Annotated in this window: 22 protein-coding genes; 4 read left to right on the top strand and 18 right to left on the bottom strand. The window is 53.8% G+C overall.

The window, feature by feature from the left end; translation table 11 throughout:
• Positions 1-57: 57 nt before the first annotated feature.
• The 7 genes from CIP100161_RS12545 to typA are packed head-to-tail and all read right to left on the bottom strand — an operon-like array spanning position 58 to position 6,486.
• A complete protein-coding gene (locus CIP100161_RS12545; RefSeq protein WP_155872295.1) occupies positions 58-291 on the bottom strand; it encodes a pseudouridine synthase family protein in 234 nt (77 codons plus the stop codon).
• Entirely contained in the window at positions 251-1,348 is a 1,098-nt protein-coding gene (gene dapC / locus CIP100161_RS04675) for a succinyldiaminopimelate transaminase (protein WP_155874530.1), read from the bottom strand. Before dapC ends, CIP100161_RS12545 begins: the two co-directional genes overlap by 41 nt.
• 32 nt (positions 1,349-1,380) lie before the next feature.
• On the bottom strand, positions 1,381-1,698 hold the full coding sequence (gene fdxA / locus CIP100161_RS04670; RefSeq protein WP_003850933.1) for a ferredoxin: 318 nt from the start codon (positions 1,696-1,698) through the stop codon (positions 1,381-1,383).
• Positions 1,699-1,747: 49 nt separating this feature from the next.
• Entirely contained in the window at positions 1,748-2,128 is a 381-nt protein-coding gene (locus CIP100161_RS04665) for a hypothetical protein (protein ID WP_155872293.1), read from the bottom strand.
• A gap of 26 nt (positions 2,129-2,154) precedes the next feature.
• Positions 2,155-3,036, bottom strand: a complete 882-nt coding sequence (gene mshB / locus CIP100161_RS04660; RefSeq protein ID WP_155872291.1) for an N-acetyl-1-D-myo-inositol-2-amino-2-deoxy-alpha-D-glucopyranoside deacetylase — start codon at positions 3,034-3,036, stop codon at positions 2,155-2,157.
• Positions 3,036-4,565: an ABC transporter family substrate-binding protein gene (locus tag CIP100161_RS04655; RefSeq protein ID WP_155872289.1), complete on the bottom strand. Its 1,530-nt coding sequence runs from the start codon at positions 4,563-4,565 to the stop codon at positions 3,036-3,038. Before CIP100161_RS04655 ends, mshB begins: the two co-directional genes overlap by 1 nt.
• A 10-nt stretch (positions 4,566-4,575) precedes the next feature.
• A complete protein-coding gene (gene typA / locus CIP100161_RS04650) occupies positions 4,576-6,486 on the bottom strand; it encodes a translational GTPase TypA (RefSeq protein ID WP_010934703.1) in 1,911 nt (636 codons plus the stop codon).
• A 357-nt stretch (positions 6,487-6,843) separates the two neighbouring features.
• Here typA and CIP100161_RS04645 point away from each other — a divergent pair, with 357 nt between their 5' ends.
• Genes CIP100161_RS04645 through CIP100161_RS04630 form a run of 4 tightly spaced genes read left to right on the top strand, consistent with a single transcriptional unit; the run spans position 6,844 to position 9,137 of the window.
• Positions 6,844-7,530: an Rv1157c family protein gene (locus CIP100161_RS04645; protein WP_155872287.1), complete on the top strand. Its 687-nt coding sequence runs from the start codon at positions 6,844-6,846 to the stop codon at positions 7,528-7,530.
• 3 nt (positions 7,531-7,533) lie between these two features.
• Positions 7,534-8,067 (top strand): DUF402 domain-containing protein, encoded by a 534-nt coding sequence (locus tag CIP100161_RS04640; protein ID WP_155872285.1) that lies wholly within the window; start codon positions 7,534-7,536, stop codon positions 8,065-8,067.
• A complete protein-coding gene (arsC, locus tag CIP100161_RS04635) occupies positions 8,064-8,408 on the top strand; it encodes an arsenate reductase (glutaredoxin) (RefSeq protein WP_155872283.1) in 345 nt (114 codons plus the stop codon). The genes CIP100161_RS04640 and arsC overlap by 4 nt, the downstream gene beginning before the upstream one ends.
• Positions 8,409-9,137, top strand: a complete 729-nt coding sequence (locus CIP100161_RS04630) for a S1 family peptidase (protein WP_155872281.1) — start codon at positions 8,409-8,411, stop codon at positions 9,135-9,137.
• A 121-nt stretch (positions 9,138-9,258) separates the two neighbouring features.
• Here CIP100161_RS04630 and CIP100161_RS12540 read toward each other — a convergent pair whose 3' ends face one another.
• From CIP100161_RS12540 to CIP100161_RS04575, 11 genes are all read right to left on the bottom strand, one after another.
• Entirely contained in the window at positions 9,259-9,414 is a 156-nt protein-coding gene (locus CIP100161_RS12540) for an integrase core domain-containing protein (protein WP_155872279.1), read from the bottom strand.
• Entirely contained in the window at positions 9,395-9,913 is a 519-nt protein-coding gene (locus CIP100161_RS04620; protein ID WP_155872277.1) for a DDE-type integrase/transposase/recombinase, read from the bottom strand. Before CIP100161_RS04620 ends, CIP100161_RS12540 begins: the two co-directional genes overlap by 20 nt.
• 281 nt (positions 9,914-10,194) lie before the next feature.
• Complete coding sequence (locus tag CIP100161_RS04615) at positions 10,195-10,512, bottom strand: hypothetical protein (RefSeq protein WP_232053095.1); 318 nt, start codon at positions 10,510-10,512, stop codon at positions 10,195-10,197.
• 88 nt (positions 10,513-10,600) lie between these two features.
• Positions 10,601-11,188, bottom strand: coding sequence for a hypothetical protein (locus CIP100161_RS04610; protein WP_155872275.1), 588 nt, complete (start codon positions 11,186-11,188; stop codon positions 10,601-10,603).
• A 4-nt stretch (positions 11,189-11,192) separates the two neighbouring features.
• On the bottom strand, positions 11,193-12,341 hold the full coding sequence (locus CIP100161_RS04605; protein WP_155872273.1) for a hypothetical protein: 1,149 nt from the start codon (positions 12,339-12,341) through the stop codon (positions 11,193-11,195).
• 1 nt (position 12,342) lies between these two features.
• A complete protein-coding gene (locus tag CIP100161_RS04600) occupies positions 12,343-13,038 on the bottom strand; it encodes an ATP-binding cassette domain-containing protein (protein WP_155872271.1) in 696 nt (231 codons plus the stop codon).
• 2 nt (positions 13,039-13,040) lie between these two features.
• Entirely contained in the window at positions 13,041-13,448 is a 408-nt protein-coding gene (locus tag CIP100161_RS04595) for a hypothetical protein (RefSeq protein ID WP_232053092.1), read from the bottom strand.
• Positions 13,449-13,763: 315 nt separating this feature from the next.
• The gene (locus CIP100161_RS04590) at positions 13,764-15,446 is read right to left on the bottom strand and encodes a dipeptide ABC transporter ATP-binding protein (protein WP_155872269.1); all 1,683 of its coding nucleotides are present in this window, start codon (positions 15,444-15,446) and stop codon (positions 13,764-13,766) included.
• A gap of 2 nt (positions 15,447-15,448) precedes the next feature.
• Positions 15,449-16,402 carry an ABC transporter permease gene (locus CIP100161_RS04585; protein WP_155872267.1) on the bottom strand — a complete coding sequence of 318 codons (954 nt, stop codon included), beginning with the start codon at positions 16,400-16,402 and terminating at the stop codon, positions 15,449-15,451.
• The gene (locus CIP100161_RS04580; protein ID WP_155872265.1) at positions 16,395-17,321 is read right to left on the bottom strand and encodes an ABC transporter permease; all 927 of its coding nucleotides are present in this window, start codon (positions 17,319-17,321) and stop codon (positions 16,395-16,397) included. Before CIP100161_RS04580 ends, CIP100161_RS04585 begins: the two co-directional genes overlap by 8 nt.
• Positions 17,322-17,409: 88 nt before the next feature.
• The gene (locus tag CIP100161_RS04575; RefSeq protein WP_155872263.1) at positions 17,410-18,999 is read right to left on the bottom strand and encodes a peptide ABC transporter substrate-binding protein; all 1,590 of its coding nucleotides are present in this window, start codon (positions 18,997-18,999) and stop codon (positions 17,410-17,412) included.
• Positions 19,000-19,060 lie beyond the last annotated feature (61 nt).

Genomic DNA, 19,060 nt, shown 5'->3' with positions numbered 1-19,060 from the left:
AATGTGCGGGTTATTTTCGCGGATTCGTGCACGAGTTTGGACCGTCTCTACCACGATTCACCCATTAGACGTTGCCGGCAGAAAACACGGGTTATCCACCACTAGGAGGTCGGGGATCCGCGCAATCACCGTGTAGTCGAACGGGATAGGTTTCTCTAGGAGGGTGCCGGGGCTAAAGGGACTATCGCCTGCCGACGCCGCCATGTACTCGTCTTCGGGGACGACATCATGGAGGACGACCTTTTGGTAGCTAATTCCCCTCTTGGAGGCGGGCCGCCACTTTTTCGGCATTGTCATCTGTGGTGGTCAGAGCGACGCGCACGAAGTTGTGAGCGTCGGGGCCGTAGAAGTCGCCTGGGGCGACCAAGATGCCGTGAGAGGCAAACCAGTCGACGGTGGCACGACAGTTTTCGCCGCGGGTGGCCCACAGGTACAGACCGGCTTCGGAGTGTTCGACGGTGAGGCCGGCGTCGATAAGCGCGCGCATGAGGAGGGCGCGGCGACGAGCGTAGCGAAGCTTTTGGAGCGCTTCTTGGTCGTCGTCACGCAAGGCTTCCACCATGGCCGCTTGAATCGGCCCCGGGACCATGAGCCCAGAGTGCTTGCGAATTTCCGTGAGCTCGGCAATGAGCGCCTCATCGCCGGCCAAGAAACCGGCGCGATACGACGCCAGATTTGATGACTTAGACAACGAGTGAATCGCTAGGAGGTTGGACAGGTTGCCGTCGTTGACGCGCGGATCCAAAATCGACACCGCTTCCCCATCCCACGACAGACCGAGATAGCACTCATCCGAGGCGACGATCACGTCGTTAGCTTGAGCCCACGCGACAATAGACCGTAGCTCCTCAACAGAAGCCACACGGCCCGTAGGATTCGAAGGGGAATTGATAAAAACCAGATCGATATCATCATTGGACAGCTCTTGGGGGGCGTCGCAACGCAACGGTGTCGCCCCAGCCATCAAAGCACCTACCTCATAAGTCGGGTATGCCACCTCGGGGATGACGACCGTACCGCGAATCCCTAGGAGGGTGGGAAGCAAAGCAATCGCTTCTTTAGTACCAACTACCGGCAACACCCCTCCTAGAGAAGGAGCATGATAGCGGCGCTGGAGAGAATCAACAATGGCAGCGCGCAGCTCAGGGGTGCCAATAGTCTGCGGATAACCTGGCGCGGCCGCAGCCTCTGCCAGCGCAAGCCGAATCCCAGGAGCCACCTCGTCGACAGGGCTGCCGACTGAGAGGTTAATCAACCCATCGGGGTGGGAACTTGCCGTCTTTTTTGCGTCGGCAAGCGAATCCCACGGGAAATCAGGCAAAGTAGCACCAAGAGGTACGCGCGTCATCATCGATCCTTACAACTAGCGAGGAAAAGTGGCTAAACCTGCGGTGGAAGCGACGCCACCAAAGCAGCATCGAAATCCTGCGGCCCAAGCTTCGCCGCACCACCAGGGGAACCAAGAGAATCGAAAAACGCGGCGTTCGCATCGTTGTAATCGATCCATTCATCAGGGACATCGTCTTCGTAAAAGATAGCCTCGACAGGGCATGCAGGCTCGCAGGCGCCACAGTCCACGCACTCATCGGGGTGGATATAGAGTGAGCGCTTGCCCTCGTAAATGCAATCCACGGGGCATTCTTCAACGCAAGCTCGGTCCATGACATCAACGCAGGGCTGTGCGATTGTGTACGTCATCGGTTAGATATTCTCCAATTCGAGTGATTGAGTGATGCGATTCATTATGTCACCTCCTAGACAAAAGAGGCCAACTGCCCCCAGCAACGCCAGCGCCTAGGAGGAGGATTGCGCGCAAATTCTGCCCCACAATCTGATCCCCAGTAATCTCAGGAGTCATGGTCAAAACCACAAAACCCGCGATCCAAGCAAAAATTGGGATCAGAGCAATCGCGGGGGTACGCGACCACAGCAGTGATGTTTTAGTCAAAACTCTATTGAATAGAAATGCCACCACAATGGTGTAGGGCACTGGAAAACCGTCGATACGCGTATCGAGGTACACCACCTCTAGGAGGAGGGAGGTCAAAGCCCCAAGCGTGATCCAGAAGATTCCCCACGTAGCCTCTGCCCTGCTGAATCCTTGATAAACATACGATTGATCGGCCATTCCTACCTCCTAGAGAAACTTGGGTGTTAGCGGATGCCCTCGGTGGGGTCATTAGAGGTCAGGGGCACTCCCCCTCCTAGTTGATAGCATTCGATATCTAGGAGGGGTTGGGCGATGAGGTTGCTGAGAGCAAAGACGAGAGGCGCAGCCTTGGGATCGGCAACTCCTGCGATGGCGGCGTGGGGGTTGACGTCGGAGGTGGTGGCGTCGGCAAGCCATAGTTGGGTGGCATGTGCGCGCATAGCTGCGGCTTTGGCGGCAAAGGCGTGGTCGTCGAGTGCGATGGTGAGATCGACGTGGTCGACGCAGGCGACTTCGCCGGGAAGTGCACGGCGCCAGCCACTAGGAAGGGTGGTGATTGCCGCCATCCCCTGTTCCAGTTCGGTACGTGGGGTAACCGCCCACAAGATTCGTGGGATGTCTATTTTTTCAGCCACAGCGTGGGTGATGTTGTGCGCACGAATGTGGTCAGGGTGTCCGTAGCCGCCATCGGGACCATAGGTGATCACAAGGTCGGGTTGGAGGCGCTCGAAGATCTCAGTGAGTTGCTCGATAGATTCGTCGCCGGAGCCGATAAAGGCGCGGGGGTGTTCGTTGGCGGGGTCGCCGATCATTCCGGAATCGCGCCAGCATCCCGCCCCTCCTAGAAACTCGCCGCGCACGCCTAGGAGGGAGAGGGACTTGTGAAGCTCGTGGATACGGAATCCGCCGAGTTGGTCAGCATTTTTGTTAGTGAGTCCTTGGTAGGGTTCACCAATGACTTCGCCTTCTTCGCCGAGGGTGCAGGTGACTACGGTGACGTCGGCACCTCTGGCAGAGAGGTTGGCGAGGAGACCTCCGGTCCAGATGGCTTCGTCGTCAGGGTGTGCGTGTACTGCTACTGCTTTAAATCCGATGAGATCTCGCATTATTCCTCGTTGATGATCCATTGCCCGATGGAGATAAGTCCCATGGGCCAGTTGGTAAATTTCGTTCCTTTTCCTTCGGATGATGTTCCAAGGACTAGGAGGCGGGTGTCAGGCGCAATGACCGTGGTGAGATGCTGCTGGTGGTCTACGTTGGAGGCGTAGGAATTGAAGTCTTCATGCGTCATGGCGCCGCTGAGCACGTCGCTAATGTGTTGGTCTGTGTCTGGGTCGCACCATAGTGCAATGTTGGCGTTGGTCGGAGTTGGAGCGCACTGTAGTTTTTCCATCGCGTTGGCGGCACTCCACGTGATGATGGCATCTACTGCAGAGGACGCGAGTTTTGAACCGATGAGGTCGGTGGTATCGGTTTCGACCAGCTGGGTTTTCACCGATTTTCGAGCCAGAACATCCGAGAGCACTCGCGCAGCCATCTGGGCTTCTGGATCACTGGGATCCACACCGATTCGCACCGGCCTTCCTAGAGACATCAAGTGATCCGCATGTGGCTCATACGGCTGGTCACCAACACCAAGATCAGCGCTTCGCCCCATGGCGATGCGAGCAACGGTGTGGACGTCGATAAGCGATTGAAGATCGGCACGCTGCTCAAGAGTCAAATGGGTATTAGCAATCAGCTGAAGATTGAGCGAAGTGGTGGTCGTGCGCACCTGTGTGTTCGGCATGAGCTCAAATGCTTCCCTTGCCACCTCAGTAGGAGTGATATCAAGGAATTTGATCTGCCCCGTACGTAAAAGCTCGCGGCCTTGGGCAATATCAGTCACCTCGCGGAACTTAATATTTTCCACGGTAGCCGGCTTTTCTCCCCAGAACCGATCATTGCGATTCAAGGTGACAATCCCCCGCTGACGATCAACGCCTGCAAAAGAGTAGCGACCAGCGGAAGCAGGAATGCCATCGGCAAGCACGGTTGAAAAATCAGAGTCCCCACCACGAAGCACGTGACTGGGCAACAGACTATTAAAAAGAACGCGCCAATCGTGAAGCGGCTGAGCCAGATCAACCTCCACAGTTCGGCCACCATCAGCCGAGCGGATTTGCTCGATCGCACGATAATACGGCGCACCTAGCGCGCCGGGCGTTTCGACGATCGCATGCCACAGGTATTCAAAGTCAGACACCGTAATCGGCGTGGCATCCGACCATTGTGCCTCTGGGCGGATCTTGTAGCGGATTGTTTGTACCGCCTTCGATCCACTAGGAGGGGGAACGTCGTCCACGCTCTCCAATAGATCACTATTGAGCTCACCATCAACATAGGCACTCGGCAGCACTAAGGATGCAAGCGACCTGACGAAGGTGGAGTCGTCGGCAAGCATGTGCGGGTTGAGGCCGCCGTTGATGGGATCGATGCCCACCGCGATCTCGGAGGTCTTTTTCGCCTTTTTCGCAGGCGTGGCGGTCGTGGAAGTAGGTTGTTCCTTTTCCACGGGGGCAGGGCCTGGATTGGCTGAACATGACACAAGCACCGTAGCCAGTAGTGGAACGAGGATACGGTGCTTGTTTGACATGGAACCTATCTTACTTGTTACGAGCCTTTTCGCGTGCACGTGCACGGCCACGCTCAGTTGCGTTTAGGATGACCTTGCGTACGCGCAGTACGTCTGGGGTAACCTCAACGCACTCGTCTTGGCCGCAGAACTCCATCGCTTCATCCAAGGAGAGGCTACGTGCCTTAGCCAGAGTGACGGTTGCGTCTGCCGTTGCGGAACGCATATTGGTCAGCTTCTTTTCACGGGTGATGTTAACATCCATGTCCTCGTCACGGTTGTTAGCACCAACAACCATGCCCTCGTAGGCTTCAGTGCCTGGCTCGACGAAGAAGTTACCGCGGTCGGCAAGCTGCTGAAGTGCGTAGGCAGTGATCTGACCAGAGCGGTCAGCCACGAGAGAACCGGTAGCACGGCCCTTGATCTCGCCAGCCCACTCGTCAAGACCCTCGGAGTAGGAGTTTGCGATACCGGTACCGCGGGTTTCGGTCATGAACATGGTACGGAAAGAGATCAGGCCACGAGCCGGAACCTTGTATTCCATACGAACCCACTCATCGGAGATGTTGTCCATGGACAACATCTGTCCCTTCCTAGCGGCCATGAGCTGAGTGACGTTGCCTTGGTACTCGGAAGGAATGTCGATGACCATGTGCTCGTATGGCTCGAAGAGCTTGCCGTCGACAGTCTGGGTAACAACCTGTGGCTTGCCCACAGTCAACTCAAAGCCTTCGCGACGCATGGTTTCAACGAGAACGGACAGAGCCATTTCACCGCGGCCCTGAACCTCCCAAGCGTCTGGACGTTCGGTAGGCAAAACGCGCAGAGAAACGTTACCGATGAGTTCCTGCTCAAGACGTGCTTTAACCACACGTGCAGTGAGTTTGTCGCCGCCACCACGGCCAGCAAGTGGCGAGGTGTTCACACCGATGGTCATGGAGATCGCTGGCTCATCGACGGTGATACGTGGCAGAGCCACTGGATGCTCAAGATCAGCGAGGGTGTCACCGATCATGATGGAGTCGATACCGGAGATAGCAGCAATGTCGCCTGCAACAACCTCGTCTGCAGGAACACGGGTCACGCCAACGGTGCGCAGGAGCTCTGCGATCTTAGCGGTCTTGGTGTGCTGGTTGCCTTCTTCGTCGTAGTGAATCCACGCAACCTGCTGGCCCTTCTTCAAAGAACCGGAGTGAACACGGATCAGGCCGATACGACCCAAGAAGGAGGAGGAGTCCAAGTTGGTCACGTGTGCCTGCAGTGGGCCATCTACGTTTACGGTTGGCTCTGGCATGACCTCGTAGATCACGTCGAACAACGCTTGCAAATCCTCAGCGTCTGGGACGTTTCCGTTGCCGGGGTTAACGGTGCTTGCCTTGCCCTCACGGCCGGAAGCGTAAAGAACTGGCAGGTCGAGCAGCTGTTCTGCAGCCTCGGCAGCTTCTGGATCATCGAGTGCCGATGCCAGCTCTAGGAGGAGATCCTGAGACTCTTCGACGACCTCATCGATACGAGCGTCTGGACGGTCGGTCTTGTTCACCAAAATCACGACTGGCATCTTGGCAGCCAAAGCCTTGCCCAGCACGAAGCGGGTCTGTGGCAGTGGGCCCTCGGAGGCATCAACAAGCAAAACAACGCCGTCCACCATGGACAGCGCGCGTTCTACCTCGCCACCGAAATCAGCGTGGCCTGGGGTGTCAATAACGTTAATAACAACGTCATTGCCATCTTTGCCGGCACCACGGCGACGCACAGCAGTGTTCTTCGCGAGGATGGTGATGCCCTTTTCTTTTTCAAGGTCACCAGAGTCCATCACGCGGTCAACAAGCTCAGCGTGCTCGTCGAAGGCTCCGGACTGGCGCAGCATGGCGTCGACAAGCGTGGTCTTTCCATGGTCAACGTGCGCGACGATAGCGACGTTACGAAACTCTGGACGTGTCAAAGAAATCTCCTGAAAAATTAAATATGCACTCTCATACCTCAATGGCCGCCTTTCGACGGAAGGTCTTGCAACCACCATCATGGGGAAGTACGTCGAAATGAGCGCTTAGTACAGCGTTGATACATTACTCCACCGCAGCTTATTTCGCACCTCCTCCTAGAGAATGCATTTATTACGAATTGGTAACACTACCGCGGGTGTAGCCGATATCTCCCATAGAGATACAGTCCAGACGCAAAAACACTTGAAACCCGTCACCCCAAGCCTCTACTGTGAATAAAGTATATTTATGTGACTGATGTTGCGTATGTGGTCTAAGGATTAGGATTCCCACATCACGCCAAAGAAGGGATTTTCGTGGGACGACACGCAACCACCGCACTAGCTGCCACACTCACAGCATTACTCCCCCTTAGTGTGGCAACCACCCCTATCGCGAGTGCGCAATCAAGCCAGCCGGTTACGTCGACAAGCAGTACGTCGCCACTGTTTCCCCTCGACGAACTCGGACGCCCCAAACCAGAAATCCTCGATGCCGCCCGCCATTTCGCAAGCACTCTCCCACCAGCACTGCAAGCCCCTCTCCTAGCCGCAGTCACATTCTATGAAGGTACCGGCACCCCAGCCGTCGCGTTACCCAAACAATCCCCACGATTCTTCCAAGGATTCTGGCCAAGCATTTCCCCACGCTGCATTAAAGGAAACCAAAACTCAGTAGGTTCCGCCATCGCAGTACCTGGCCCCACAGCGATCCCAGCACCAGGAGCTGGAGCTGGACAAGCTGCCTTCGTTTTCACCGCCCTAGGCACAGCCCCCGCAACCAACACCCACACCATGACCGTGCACTGGTTCAACCTCTCCACGCTGCAAGGAGGTGCGGCACCATTAGGCAACCACGGAATTAACCCAGATGGCCCAGCCACAATCTCCGGAGTAGCCAACACCGGTCGCGGGCGCGTAATCGCGATGGTATCGGGCACCGTGGGAACCGGCGATGGCCCCTGCACATTCCTCCCTACGACCATGTTCTTCGAGGTGAACTAGCCTATGACAGACCTGCACCCAGTCAAAGAAGAAACCTTTGACATCACGGCAATGGACAACATCGACCCCAAAGGTTTTCACCGCGACGTAGACACCTACTCCGAAACCGAATTCGGCCTCTATATGGCCCGCGGCGCCAACCACCCGCGCTTCGGATACCTCGAATCTTGGCTTCTGCCTGAGATCAACCTACGGGCCAACATCTTCCACTTCCGCGACGGTATCGACGAACACCAAGACTTCTACTTCGACATCGCCGAAATTAGCCACGACGGCCATACATGGCACACCCGCGACCTCTATGTCGACCTCATCAGCGTGGTAGGCGAACCAGTACGCGTCGACGACACCGACGAACTCGCCGCCGCCACCTCCGCAGGGCTTATCACCGCAGAAGACGCCGAAAAAGCCATCGATGCCACCCTCCTAGCCGTCGACGGCATCACACGTCATAACGACGACCCCATGGCATGGCTCGCCGCTATGGGATACCCACTAACGTGGGCAAAAAACATCACGCTCAAGGAGGCCGAATGATTACCGTCTACCACAACCCCCGCTGCTCCACCTCGCGCAAAGCTTTGCAATACATAGAGGAACACAGCGACGACGAGGTGACCATCATCCGCTACCTCGACACCCCTCCTAGTGAACAAGAGCTGCGCACTTTGCTTGCCGACGCCCACCTCAGCGCGCACGACGCGATCCGCACCAAAGAAGCCGAATACAAAGACCTCGGACTCAGCTCAACCACCCCCGAATCAGAGCTGATCAAGGCCATGGTCACCCACCCACGCCTCATTCAGCGCCCAATTGTGGCAACATGCAAGGGAACGCGGATCGCCCGACCAACCGAAATTCTGAAAGAAATTCTCTAGATGAAGAAACTTCGTACCCTAGCCGTAACTCTGACCGCAATCGCAGCATCAGCCATGGCGACCATGCCAGCACAAGCAGTGATCAGTCCGACACCGTCACATCAAGTTTCGCTAGCGTACGTGACTTTTGACAACATGCAGTGCACTGGCACACTCGTCAGCCCCACAACGGTGCTCACAGCGCGACACTGCCTCAACGGCGGACTCGGCCACGTCCGACTCGGTGCACAACACTTCACAGCAGTACGCGCCGTAGCACACCCCCAAGCAGACCTCGCCGTCCTCCACCTCGATCGCCCAGCACCAATAGCGCCATCCGCAATCTCTGGACGCCACACCCAACCAGGTAACCGCTTCGGAGTTGCCGGCTACGGAAGCGCCTTCACCGGCATCCCCATGGCAGCAGCTGCGACCATGCAACGCCGCGTCACCGACGTCCCCAGCCCCGACCGCCAAGCAGTCATGATCGAAAACCACATCAGCCAAGGGGTACTACGCCCAGGCGACTCTGGCGGCCCCCTCCTAGAGGGCAATCACGTCGTAGGAGTACTCAGCATGAGCAGTGCATCCGGCCGCGTCGGCTGGTACATCCCCACCGCAGAACACGCCGACTGGATCGCGGCGGCAGCCGGAATCCCCGCACCGGGAAGCGTCGACAAGCCCGCCCCGCTCGTCGACGCCACCGCCTTCCCGACGCAAGAGCCAAGCCTCGTTAGCCTATCCTCCTAGCCGAATCGTCAGCGATCTCGGAAGCCAAGGAATCCTTCGGCATGTTAAAAAATGTGAAAGTTTAATGCGGGCACAAACGCGTTGAAAGAGTGAATCGGCCTGATTTTTTGACAGTGGCGTGTTACGCGGCGTGAAGGCCTGCGTAGTTTTCTCGTTGGTAGTTGGTGTAATGCTCGATTGGCGGGATATACCCAAGCCAGGAACGCAACCGCTCGTGATTATACCAATGGATCCACCCGGCTATGGCGCGTTCCACCTCAGCCCAGTCCGTCCACATCCCTGCTTCCGAAATCAATGAGCTCAAACTTGTACAGCCCGATCGTTGACTCCATCACAGCGTTGTCGTAGACGTCGCCGACGGTGCCGATAGACCCATCCATCTGATAGACGACCAACAGCCGGCGCAGATCTGTTGAGGCGTACTGTAAACCCACATCCAAGTAATGGATCACCCCGGCCGACTCAAAGTACGGATCCTGGCGCTGGCGTAGCACCAGTGCCAGGCGTAGCGCACGGATGACCAAAGATGTCGTGGCTCGGGTATCCACAACATACGCCAGGATCTCACGGGTGAACACGTCGGTGACAAAAGCCACGTAGCTGAAACCACAGCTGGTGTGCACATACGCGAAATCCGCGACCCACCACTGATCGGGGCGCTGAACCTGCGACCAAGCCCGTTGAATACGAACCGAGAAACGCTGCGCGGTGGGATCAGCAACGGTGGTGCGTGTGGTCTTGCGTCGGAGTACACCCGCGATTCCAAGGATATTCATGAGGCGTTGCACCTAGTCACGGCCGATGGTCCAGCCTGCCCGGTGGGCGGCTTTCCGTAGTTTTCCTCGCCCGTAGACCCGCCGATTGGTCTGCCACAGCTCAAAGAGCTGATGCGCGGTGTACGCCTCGTCCAGCTCGGCAGGGGGTGGACCCGAAACCACGGGCTTGGAAGTAGTAGAACGTTGCTGGTGAAATAGCGTAATTCATGCTCGTTGAGCACGCGGCATATCCGCTCGATGGAATACAGGTGCCGGTAAGGGCGGAAAAGTCCACGATCACTTCAGTTTGCGGTCGAGCTCCACCTGGGTGAAAAAGCTGAGGCCAGTTTCAGGATCTCGTTGGTTTCTTTGAGCCGGGCATTTTCTTTGCGCAGGGTAATAAGTTCCGCGTTTTTCTCGGCGTCGGTTTGCTTGACGGCGACGTCCACCTTTTTCTCTTCTGCGCGTGCCCGGTTGCGGATAGTGGATGTTTTGATGCCGATGACAGCTTTGACAGCGGGTAGTGCGGCTGCCTTGGATGAAGCACCGTCAACAAGTTCCTCGAAGTACAGGCGCACCGCCTGTTGGCGGGTTTCTTGGTCGTAAGGGCTGATAGGCATGATGTTCCTTCTGTGTTACATCATGCCCTCTCACCAACCCAGGCCGGTTTATAATTGAGGACAAATGCCTTTAGTCTGCATACATCAACTACCGACCTAATTTATTTGTTTTAAGTGGATCTCTCACCCATATAAGGCTAATTACAAACAAAGAAACGCTAATAATAAACGCAACTTTCAGTGGTGGTTGATTTACGGCAAACATAATGAAGCGAATGGGCAGATTTCTGACGCTCTGCCACATCACTGTCTGAAGCAAAAACTGGCCAATAATAAACAATATTAGGGTATCTGATCTTAAAAATTGTCCTACTACAACGGCCAGAGTTATTGAACAAGTAGCAATATACGCAAATTGACTTGCTGGCCTAAATATCCCACACGTTACCCATGGTACAATCCATAAAATTAGCAGAATTACACCATTAATCAGTCGCCACGGGAATAAAGAAAAAAGCTCTAACCTCGTTCCTTCATTCCGAAAAAGCATTACCGGTGTCGCGCCATACGCTATCCCCGCCACCCCGTTAAGAGTCACAAGATTTGTTCCATTTAACCAAGGTATATAAACAATCATATGACCTGCAGGCACTACTATCGCCAATAATATTAAAATAAAGCTTGTTACCTGAATAACACGATGTGCCCTACAGTAAAGTCCAAATCTCGATTGCATATGCTTATAACCTCGTTGGACACAAAGAATGTTCAAGGCGATGCTCGACCGCCTCGATAGATACCAATTCCTCTGGGTTCCATGCAAGGCCGCTGCGAACGATCCCAATTTTTTCTAATGGCGTACCGCATATTTCAATTCCCGTTCTGGCCAACTCGATCGAACCAACATAGTCCACATAGTCTCCCAATACCCCAGGAAGAGTCCGTTGACCACTAAACTCAATGCTTGATTGATCGTCAGTTTCTCCCCAAACCACAGGCGCTGTTGCATACTCGCTCCATTCATTAGGAATAATCTCAGCAAACTTTTCCCGAGCACGAGCATTAAGTGCGATACTATCTTTTGGTATTTCAGGCCAAGCACACACTCCGTCTATACAGACAAGGTCTGCACGGTTACGTGCTATCAAACCATTGTCAGTCAACGAGTGATTCGCCACCGCACTAATCACAATCAGAGCAACTCCTGCACAGCATGCCATCACCGGTAACGTTTTAGATGATTGCACTTTAATGAGGGAAAACAACGCAATACTGAGCATACTTACACCCAAAATTACGCCACCTGCAATGACCGCAGCACGGCGATCCAAATCTGCATCAAGTGAACAACATGCTAGGAAGTCGCCAGACAACCGCCGTATCGCTCCGGGAGCAATCATAGAAGGCAGAAGTGCATACCATCCGTATGACAGTACGCCAGCTAAGCCTACCGATATAGCTGGACGTAACGAAAAGCCTATTACGGTCCCGACAACTACCCATCCAATACCAAGTATGCAGGAATAACCAAGCATACCTATAAAAATAGAAGAATTGAGAGCTGTCAGATTTCCTGCAAGAAAAATAACCGACGTTGTGTAAGCAAGCGGAGGGAATAAAGCAAACCAAAGCAGTCGATCCAAAAGAATTTTTCGTACGGAATTAGCGACTACCCCAATCACAGGCCGAAACCGAGATGCTTCCCATGCCACTGCCACAGCCATTGCTGGAATGATAATGTAAAACACGATCGTAGCATTCGCTAGAATCGAAGGAGTATATGCCACTACAGTCCACTGAGATAGCGGCAAAAAACATACTAAAAGAGCGCCTACACAACACCATAAAGAGGGACGTTTTATCCAGTGCGATCTAGGGAATTTCCACATACTACCTACGCTCCCTTTTCTTGAATGCTTTAGAAAGTATATGGGCTGGAGAATCTCCTTGCTGCAACGATAGATCTTGAAACTCGGCACATGAGCCATCAAATCGGACTTGACCAGCATCGAGAACGATCACGCGCTCAAACGGGAACTTCAAATCAGCGCTATCGTGAGTTGACACCAATAACGATTGCCCATATTCGACTATTTGACAATATAAGTCGCTAATCGCTTGCTTACTCACTGGATCTAATGCAGCGCTGGGTTCATCTAAAAGCAACATATCGGCACCGGAGTTTAGTGCGGTAGCAATGGCTAAGCGCGAACGTTCACCACCGCTTAGTTTTTCACAACGCTGATGCATTAGATGTTCAATTCCAACAAACTCAAGCCAGTATGACGCCTTTTGACGTGCAACTGACCAAGCTTGTCCACCCAACCAGCTAACATATGCACAGTATTCAACACACGTAAAACCAATGATGGGTTTAAATTGCTGCTCCACACTAATAACCGATTTAGATCCGATTACACGCCCCGCAGAAGGTGCTAAACGACCTGCCAAAATTGATAGAAGTGTTGATTTTCCTGCGCCGTTTACCCCCAATAAAAGTGTGGCACGAGAATCGATCTTTAACGATGGTACATCGAGTAAAAGCTTTCCGGAGCGTCTAACTTTGACATTCTGAAGCTCAAGCATTGTCAGTAAACTACCTTTAGCCAGTTAATAGTCAGGCGATTCCAATCAAAAGTACCCACAACAGCATAGTAGTCACCAGCAGAAACTCGTCCCCAGTTACCACGGTCCCACTCCCTATAGCATCCGTTAAGAGTACGGGTACCCAAATCATGATCCGGCAACACTGGAATCTTTTTCTTCAGAGTAAATTCAACCCTACCTGGCGATCCGTGAGGATTATTCAAACAATTAGCGGCTGTAATTTCGGTGTTATACCCATCATAATTACGGTCATTCCAAGAGCGCGTAATAAATCCTGTACGCACACCATCGAGACGAGTCTCAAAAAAACCTTCTGCATGTGCTGAAATAGGCGATATGAGGGTAGTTGACGCCAGTAATGCGGCAACTAGGTAGTTCGTTGCTTTCATAGATTTTCACCAACCCTTAGGGAACTTGAGGCTAATCGATAATGGGTATGATTATCATGTCGGTTAAAGAAGTATTGCCTGCACCTCCCCCCCCCCCAACACGGTTGTACGTTTCCAACATCTTTGACACGACCGCCTTCTAAAGGTCCTAATCATCACTTACACAAACTGCACGAACAGGACTAATTAATTGTTAGTGATTACGGGTGGCGCGTAACTCAGCAACGAACAAACACATTGCTTTTACCTACCAATTGGTGCGTCCATGCAAGCAGGCCTATTTCATGGCAGCTCTAATCCGTCACTAAGAGGAAATTACAGGTTTTCTCCCGTACCGAGCTCAACGCCAAGACCTGGAACAGAGTTGATCAGATCACGGGTGTAATCTTCGTGTGCGTTGAGGAACAACTCATCGGTGGTTCCTTGTTCTACGACGCGACCTTTTTGCATCACCACGACTTGATCTGCTGTTTGACGCACAACTGCAAGGTCATGGGTGATGAACAAGTAGCTCAAATCCAGCTCCTGTTGGAGATCGGCCAGCAGCTGCAGAATCTGGTTCTGAACAAGAACGTCAAGAGCCGAAACTGCCTCATCGAGCACAATCACCTCAGGATTCAGCGCGAGCGCTCGTGCGACAGCGATACGCTGGCGCTGACCACCGGAAAGCTCATTCGGGTAGCGACGCATCGCAGAGCGTGGCATAGCAACCATATCAAGCAGCTCAGCGACGCGCTTCTCCCGCTCTTTCCGGCTGCCCACCTTGTGCACTAGGAGGGGTTCTTCGATACAGCGGAAAATCGAATACATCGGGTCCAAAGAACCATAAGGGTTCTGGAACACCACTTGGAGCTTACGGCGCATGTCGAAAAGCTCCTTCTTTCCTAGTGTGGAAAGATCGGTGCCTTTGTAATAGACCTTGCCCGTCGTGGGATCGATGAGGTTGAGCACCATGTTGGCCACGGTGGTTTTTCCGGATCCGGACTCACCCACCAACGCCAATGTGGTGCCCTTTTTCAGGCTGAAGCTGACGTCATCAACTGCTTTGAGTTCAGCTTTGTCTCCGCGTTGGCCGCGAACGTTGAAAATCTTGGTGAGGTTTTCAACACGGATAATTTCCTCATCGGTCTTCTTTTCCGTTGCAAGGATCTCCGAGCTTTCAACGCCCTTTTCTTGAGCAGATTGGATGCGCGCTGATGCCAGTGATGGTGCAGCTTTGACCAATCGACGGGTGTAGGGGTGCTGAGGGTTTCGCAAGATATCAAGCGACGGGCCTGATTCCACGATACGACCACGGTGCATGACCACGAGGTGCTCTGCACGCTCGGCAGCTAGGCCAAGGTCGTGGGTAATGAAAAGCACCGCGGTGCCTAGCTCGTGGGTGAGATTTTCCAAGTGATCGAGGATACGCTTTTGCACGGTGACGTCGAGAGCAGAGGTCGGCTCGTCGGCAATCAAGAGCTTAGGACGTGCGGCGAGGCCGATACCGATCAAGGCGCGCTGACGCATACCACCAGAAAATTCGTGTGGGTACTGCTTGGCGCGGCGGGCAGCGTCGGGAAGCCCCGCCTCCTCCAATAGCTGCGTTACGCGCTCGTCCATTTGGGAGCCCGGCACCACGTTGTTGGCTTTGAGGGATTCTTTCACCTGCGTACCAATGCGCCACACAGGGTTGAGGTTGCTCATCGGGTCCTGTGGCACCAAACCAATGTGGGAGCCACGCAGCTCCTGCATTTGTTTTTCGCTATATGTGGTGATGTCTTGACCATCGAAAATGATCTGTCCATCGGTCACTTTGCCGGTGCCTGGCAGCAACCCGATGATGGACATCGCCGTTGTAGATTTACCCGATCCAGACTCACCGACGATTGCCACGGATTGTCCTGGGTAAATAGTTAGATCAATTCCACGGACTGCTTCAACGGTTCCGGTGGTGGATGTAAAAGCGATGCGAACATCACGCATCTCTAGAAGCGGCTGTTGATTTTTTTCAGACATGATTATCGCTTCCTAGACTTTGGATCGAGGGCGTCGCGGACGGCGTCGCCCATCATGATGAAACTCAAGACGGTAAGGCCAAGGGCAACGGCAGGATAGAACAGCACCATGGGCTGTGTGCGTAGCGACGCTTGCGCCTTGGCGATGTCGCCACCCCACGACACAATGCTCGGTGGCAAACCAATTCCTAAGAAGGACAAGGTTGCCTCTGCCACGATGAAAGTGCCCAATGCCACAGTGGCATACACGATGATGGGTGCTGCGGAGTTAGGAAGTACGTGAGTGGTGAGAATACGCCACCTTGAGGCACCAACCGCGCGAGCAGCGGTAACAAATTCTTCGTTCTTAGTGGACAACACCGCACCGCGAGTAATGCGGGCAATGTTGGTCCAACCGAACAAAGCGAGCACCACAACAACAGTGATGATGGAGCGAGACTCTTTGAACATCTGCATCACAACGATGGCGGCGAGCACGAGAGGCACAGCGAAGAAAATATCTGTCAGACGCGACAGCAAGGTGTCTAAGAAACCACCGATGTAGCCTGCTGCGGAACCGATCGTAGTGCCGATCAGTACGACTGCGATGGTGGTGAGCACGCCTACGGCAACGGACGCGCGTGCACCATAAATCATGCGGGAGTAAATGTCGCAACCTTGACGATCGAAACCAAAGGGGTGACCAGGTGCTGGCTTTGCCAACGACTTGCCCAGTTCACAGAACTGCGGGTCCGTGGAGGTGAAAAGCTGTGGCACGATTGCCATGAGCAAAGCAATGAAGATCAAAGCTGCTGAAATCCAGAACAAAGGGCGGCGTCGTAAGTAGGTCCATGCTTCGCCCCACAAGGAGGTTGGTGCCGACTCATCAGCAACGGCGTCGACAGCACCTAGGCCGGTTTCGTCGACACTGGAAACGAAATGCTCTTGGCCACGACGGGAAATGTTGTTGTTATGCATAGCGAATCCTTGGGTCGAGCAGGGCGTAGATTAAGTCCACGACCAAGTTGGCGATGATATAGACGATCACAAGAACAGTGGTGAAGGACACCACAGTGGTCGGTTCGCCCTTCAAAATGGCGTGGTACATAGTTCCACCAACACCATTAATACCAAAGATGCCCTCAGTGACAATGGCACCGGCCATCAAAGCGCCTAAGTCGGCACCCAAGTATGTAGCAACGGGAATCAACGAGTTACGCAACACGTGGCGCATCGTCACGGTCGACCCCTTCAAACCTTTAGCCCGCGCAGTACGCACGTAATCGGCAGTCAGGTTTTCCGATACGGACTGCCTTGTCAAACGAACAACATAGGCAAAAGACAACGCGCCCAATACGATGGCCGGCATAAGCAGTGACTTCACCGAGACATTTGAGCCGACGGTGACGGGGAGCAATCCCCACTTCACTCCGACAAAGTATTGGAATACAAAGCCAATCACAAAGGATGGCACTGCAATAACGAGGAGCGAAAGCACCAGCACGGTGGAGTCGAAGAAACCACCGCGACGCATACCCGCGATGACACCGAAAATCACACCAAAGACGGCCTCGAAGATAAGGGCCATCACGGCTAGTTTGATGGTGACGGGGAATGCATGAGCCATAGCCTCTGCCACTGGGCGACCGGAGAATGTAGTACCGAAGTCCAGTTGGAAGATGCCCTTAATGTAGAGCAAGTATTGAACGAGGAAGGGTTTGTCCAAGTTGTACTCGGCTGTGATGCGAGCGCGGGCTGCTTCGGATAAGCCCCTGTCACCACCGAGGGCGGCTACTGGATCGCCGGGCATCAAGAAGACGAGTGCGTAGAGCAAAAGGGTTGCACCAAAGAACACTGGGATCATTTGGAGCAATCGGCGCCCGATATAACGCAACATATGTGGTTCCTTATTTCAACATCTAGATCCGTCGTGAGCCCCGCGTCACCACACGCGGGGCTCACGACGGAGTTCACGGGCAGGAGTGTTATCCCTTGGTGATCTGTTCGTATGCTGCAACGGACTTCCAGTTGAAGATCACGTTGGAGACTTTGTCAGAAGAGCCACCGTTGACGTTTGCGTACCACAGTGGGATTACAGGCAGATCCTTGAAGAGGATTTCTTCTGCTTCTTGGTAAAGCTTGAGGCCTTCTTCAACAGACTTAGCGCCTGCTGCTTCTTTCAACTTGGCATCAAATGCAGGGTTGCTGTACTGACCACCGTTGGAGCTTGCGTTCGTAGCGTAGAGAGGCTGCAAGAAGTTACCGAGCAGTGGGTAGTCACCCTGCCAACCGGTACGGAATGCTCCGGTAATGGTGCGGTTAGTGACTTCATCGCGAAGCGACTTGAAGTCTGGGTATGGTTTACCGCTAGCCGCAATGCCAAGGTTGTTCTTGAGTTGGTTTGCTACTGCATCAACCCACGACTGGTGGCCACCATCAGAGTTATAAGCAATAGTGAATTCTCCGGTGAACTTGGAGATCTTGTCAGCTTGAGCCCACAGTTCCTTTGCCTTTGCGGAATCAAACTTGACTACCTCAGAGCCCTTCAGACCTTCCTTGTAGCCGTCTACGACTGGCGAGGAGAAGTCCTTAGCTGGGGTGCGGGTGTCTTGGAAGATGGTCTTGGTGACTTCTTCACGGTTAATTGCGTGAGAGATTGCTGCGCGGCGCAGTGCACCTTCTTCACCGGAGAAATGCTCCAGCTTTTCTGGAATGGTGAACGACTGGAAGACAGCTGCCGGCTGGTTAACCGCGCGATCGCCTAGCTCATCCTTATATGTGGCGAATGCGGAGTCTGGAATTTGGTCGAGAACATCCAAGTTGCCTGCAAGCAGGTCGGAGTATGCAGCGTCTTGGGAGGCATAGAAGACGAACTTCACACCGTCGTTTTTCGCTTTGCGATCACCCTGGTATTCCTCGTTAGGAACAATGGTCAAAGACTCGTTGTGGTTCCACTCCGCTAGCTTGTAAGGACCGGAGGATACTGGCTTTTCACCAAATGCCGCCATGTCGTCGAAAGCTACATCTGGCAGTGCGAAGAAAGCAGAGTAACCCAGACGGGATGGGAAGTCGGATTCTGGCTGAGCAAGCTCAACGGTGAAAGTCTTGTCGTCGATTACCTTGAGGCCTTCGAGCTCCTTGACACCTTCTTTAAAGCCCTTGATACCTTCAAAGAAGGAGGCGTTGAGCTGATCGTTGGCGACAGCATAGTTCCACGTCTTAACAAAGTTCTCTGCCTTGATTGGGGTACCATCGGAGAACTTCAGGTCATCTTTCAAGGTGATCTTGTAGGTGCGATCGCCTTCAAGCTCGATGGACTCTGCCTGCTCGTTATGGGCTTTTCCGTTGGTGTCGTAATAGACGAGACCACCATAGATGATGTCGATGACACGGCCACCACCGGTCTCGTTCGTATTGGCCGGAATCAGAGGGTTTTGTGGCTCTGATCCGTTTGCCAAAACATAGTTGTCACCCGAGCCGCCAGTGCTTCCGGACGAGGAATCCGAAGAACAGGCAGTCAGGCCTAGAGCTAGTGCCGCGGTCATGCCAACGGCGAAAGTCTTCTTTAGCGTCATGTGAGACCTCCCAAGGGATGTGGACATCATTCGCAACAGCATCCGCGCATATGGCTAGAGG

This window comes from Corynebacterium rouxii, from assembly GCF_902702935.1.
Taxonomy (GTDB): domain Bacteria; phylum Actinomycetota; class Actinomycetes; order Mycobacteriales; family Mycobacteriaceae; genus Corynebacterium; species Corynebacterium rouxii.
This window is presented reverse-complemented; position numbering and strand designations above follow the sequence as displayed.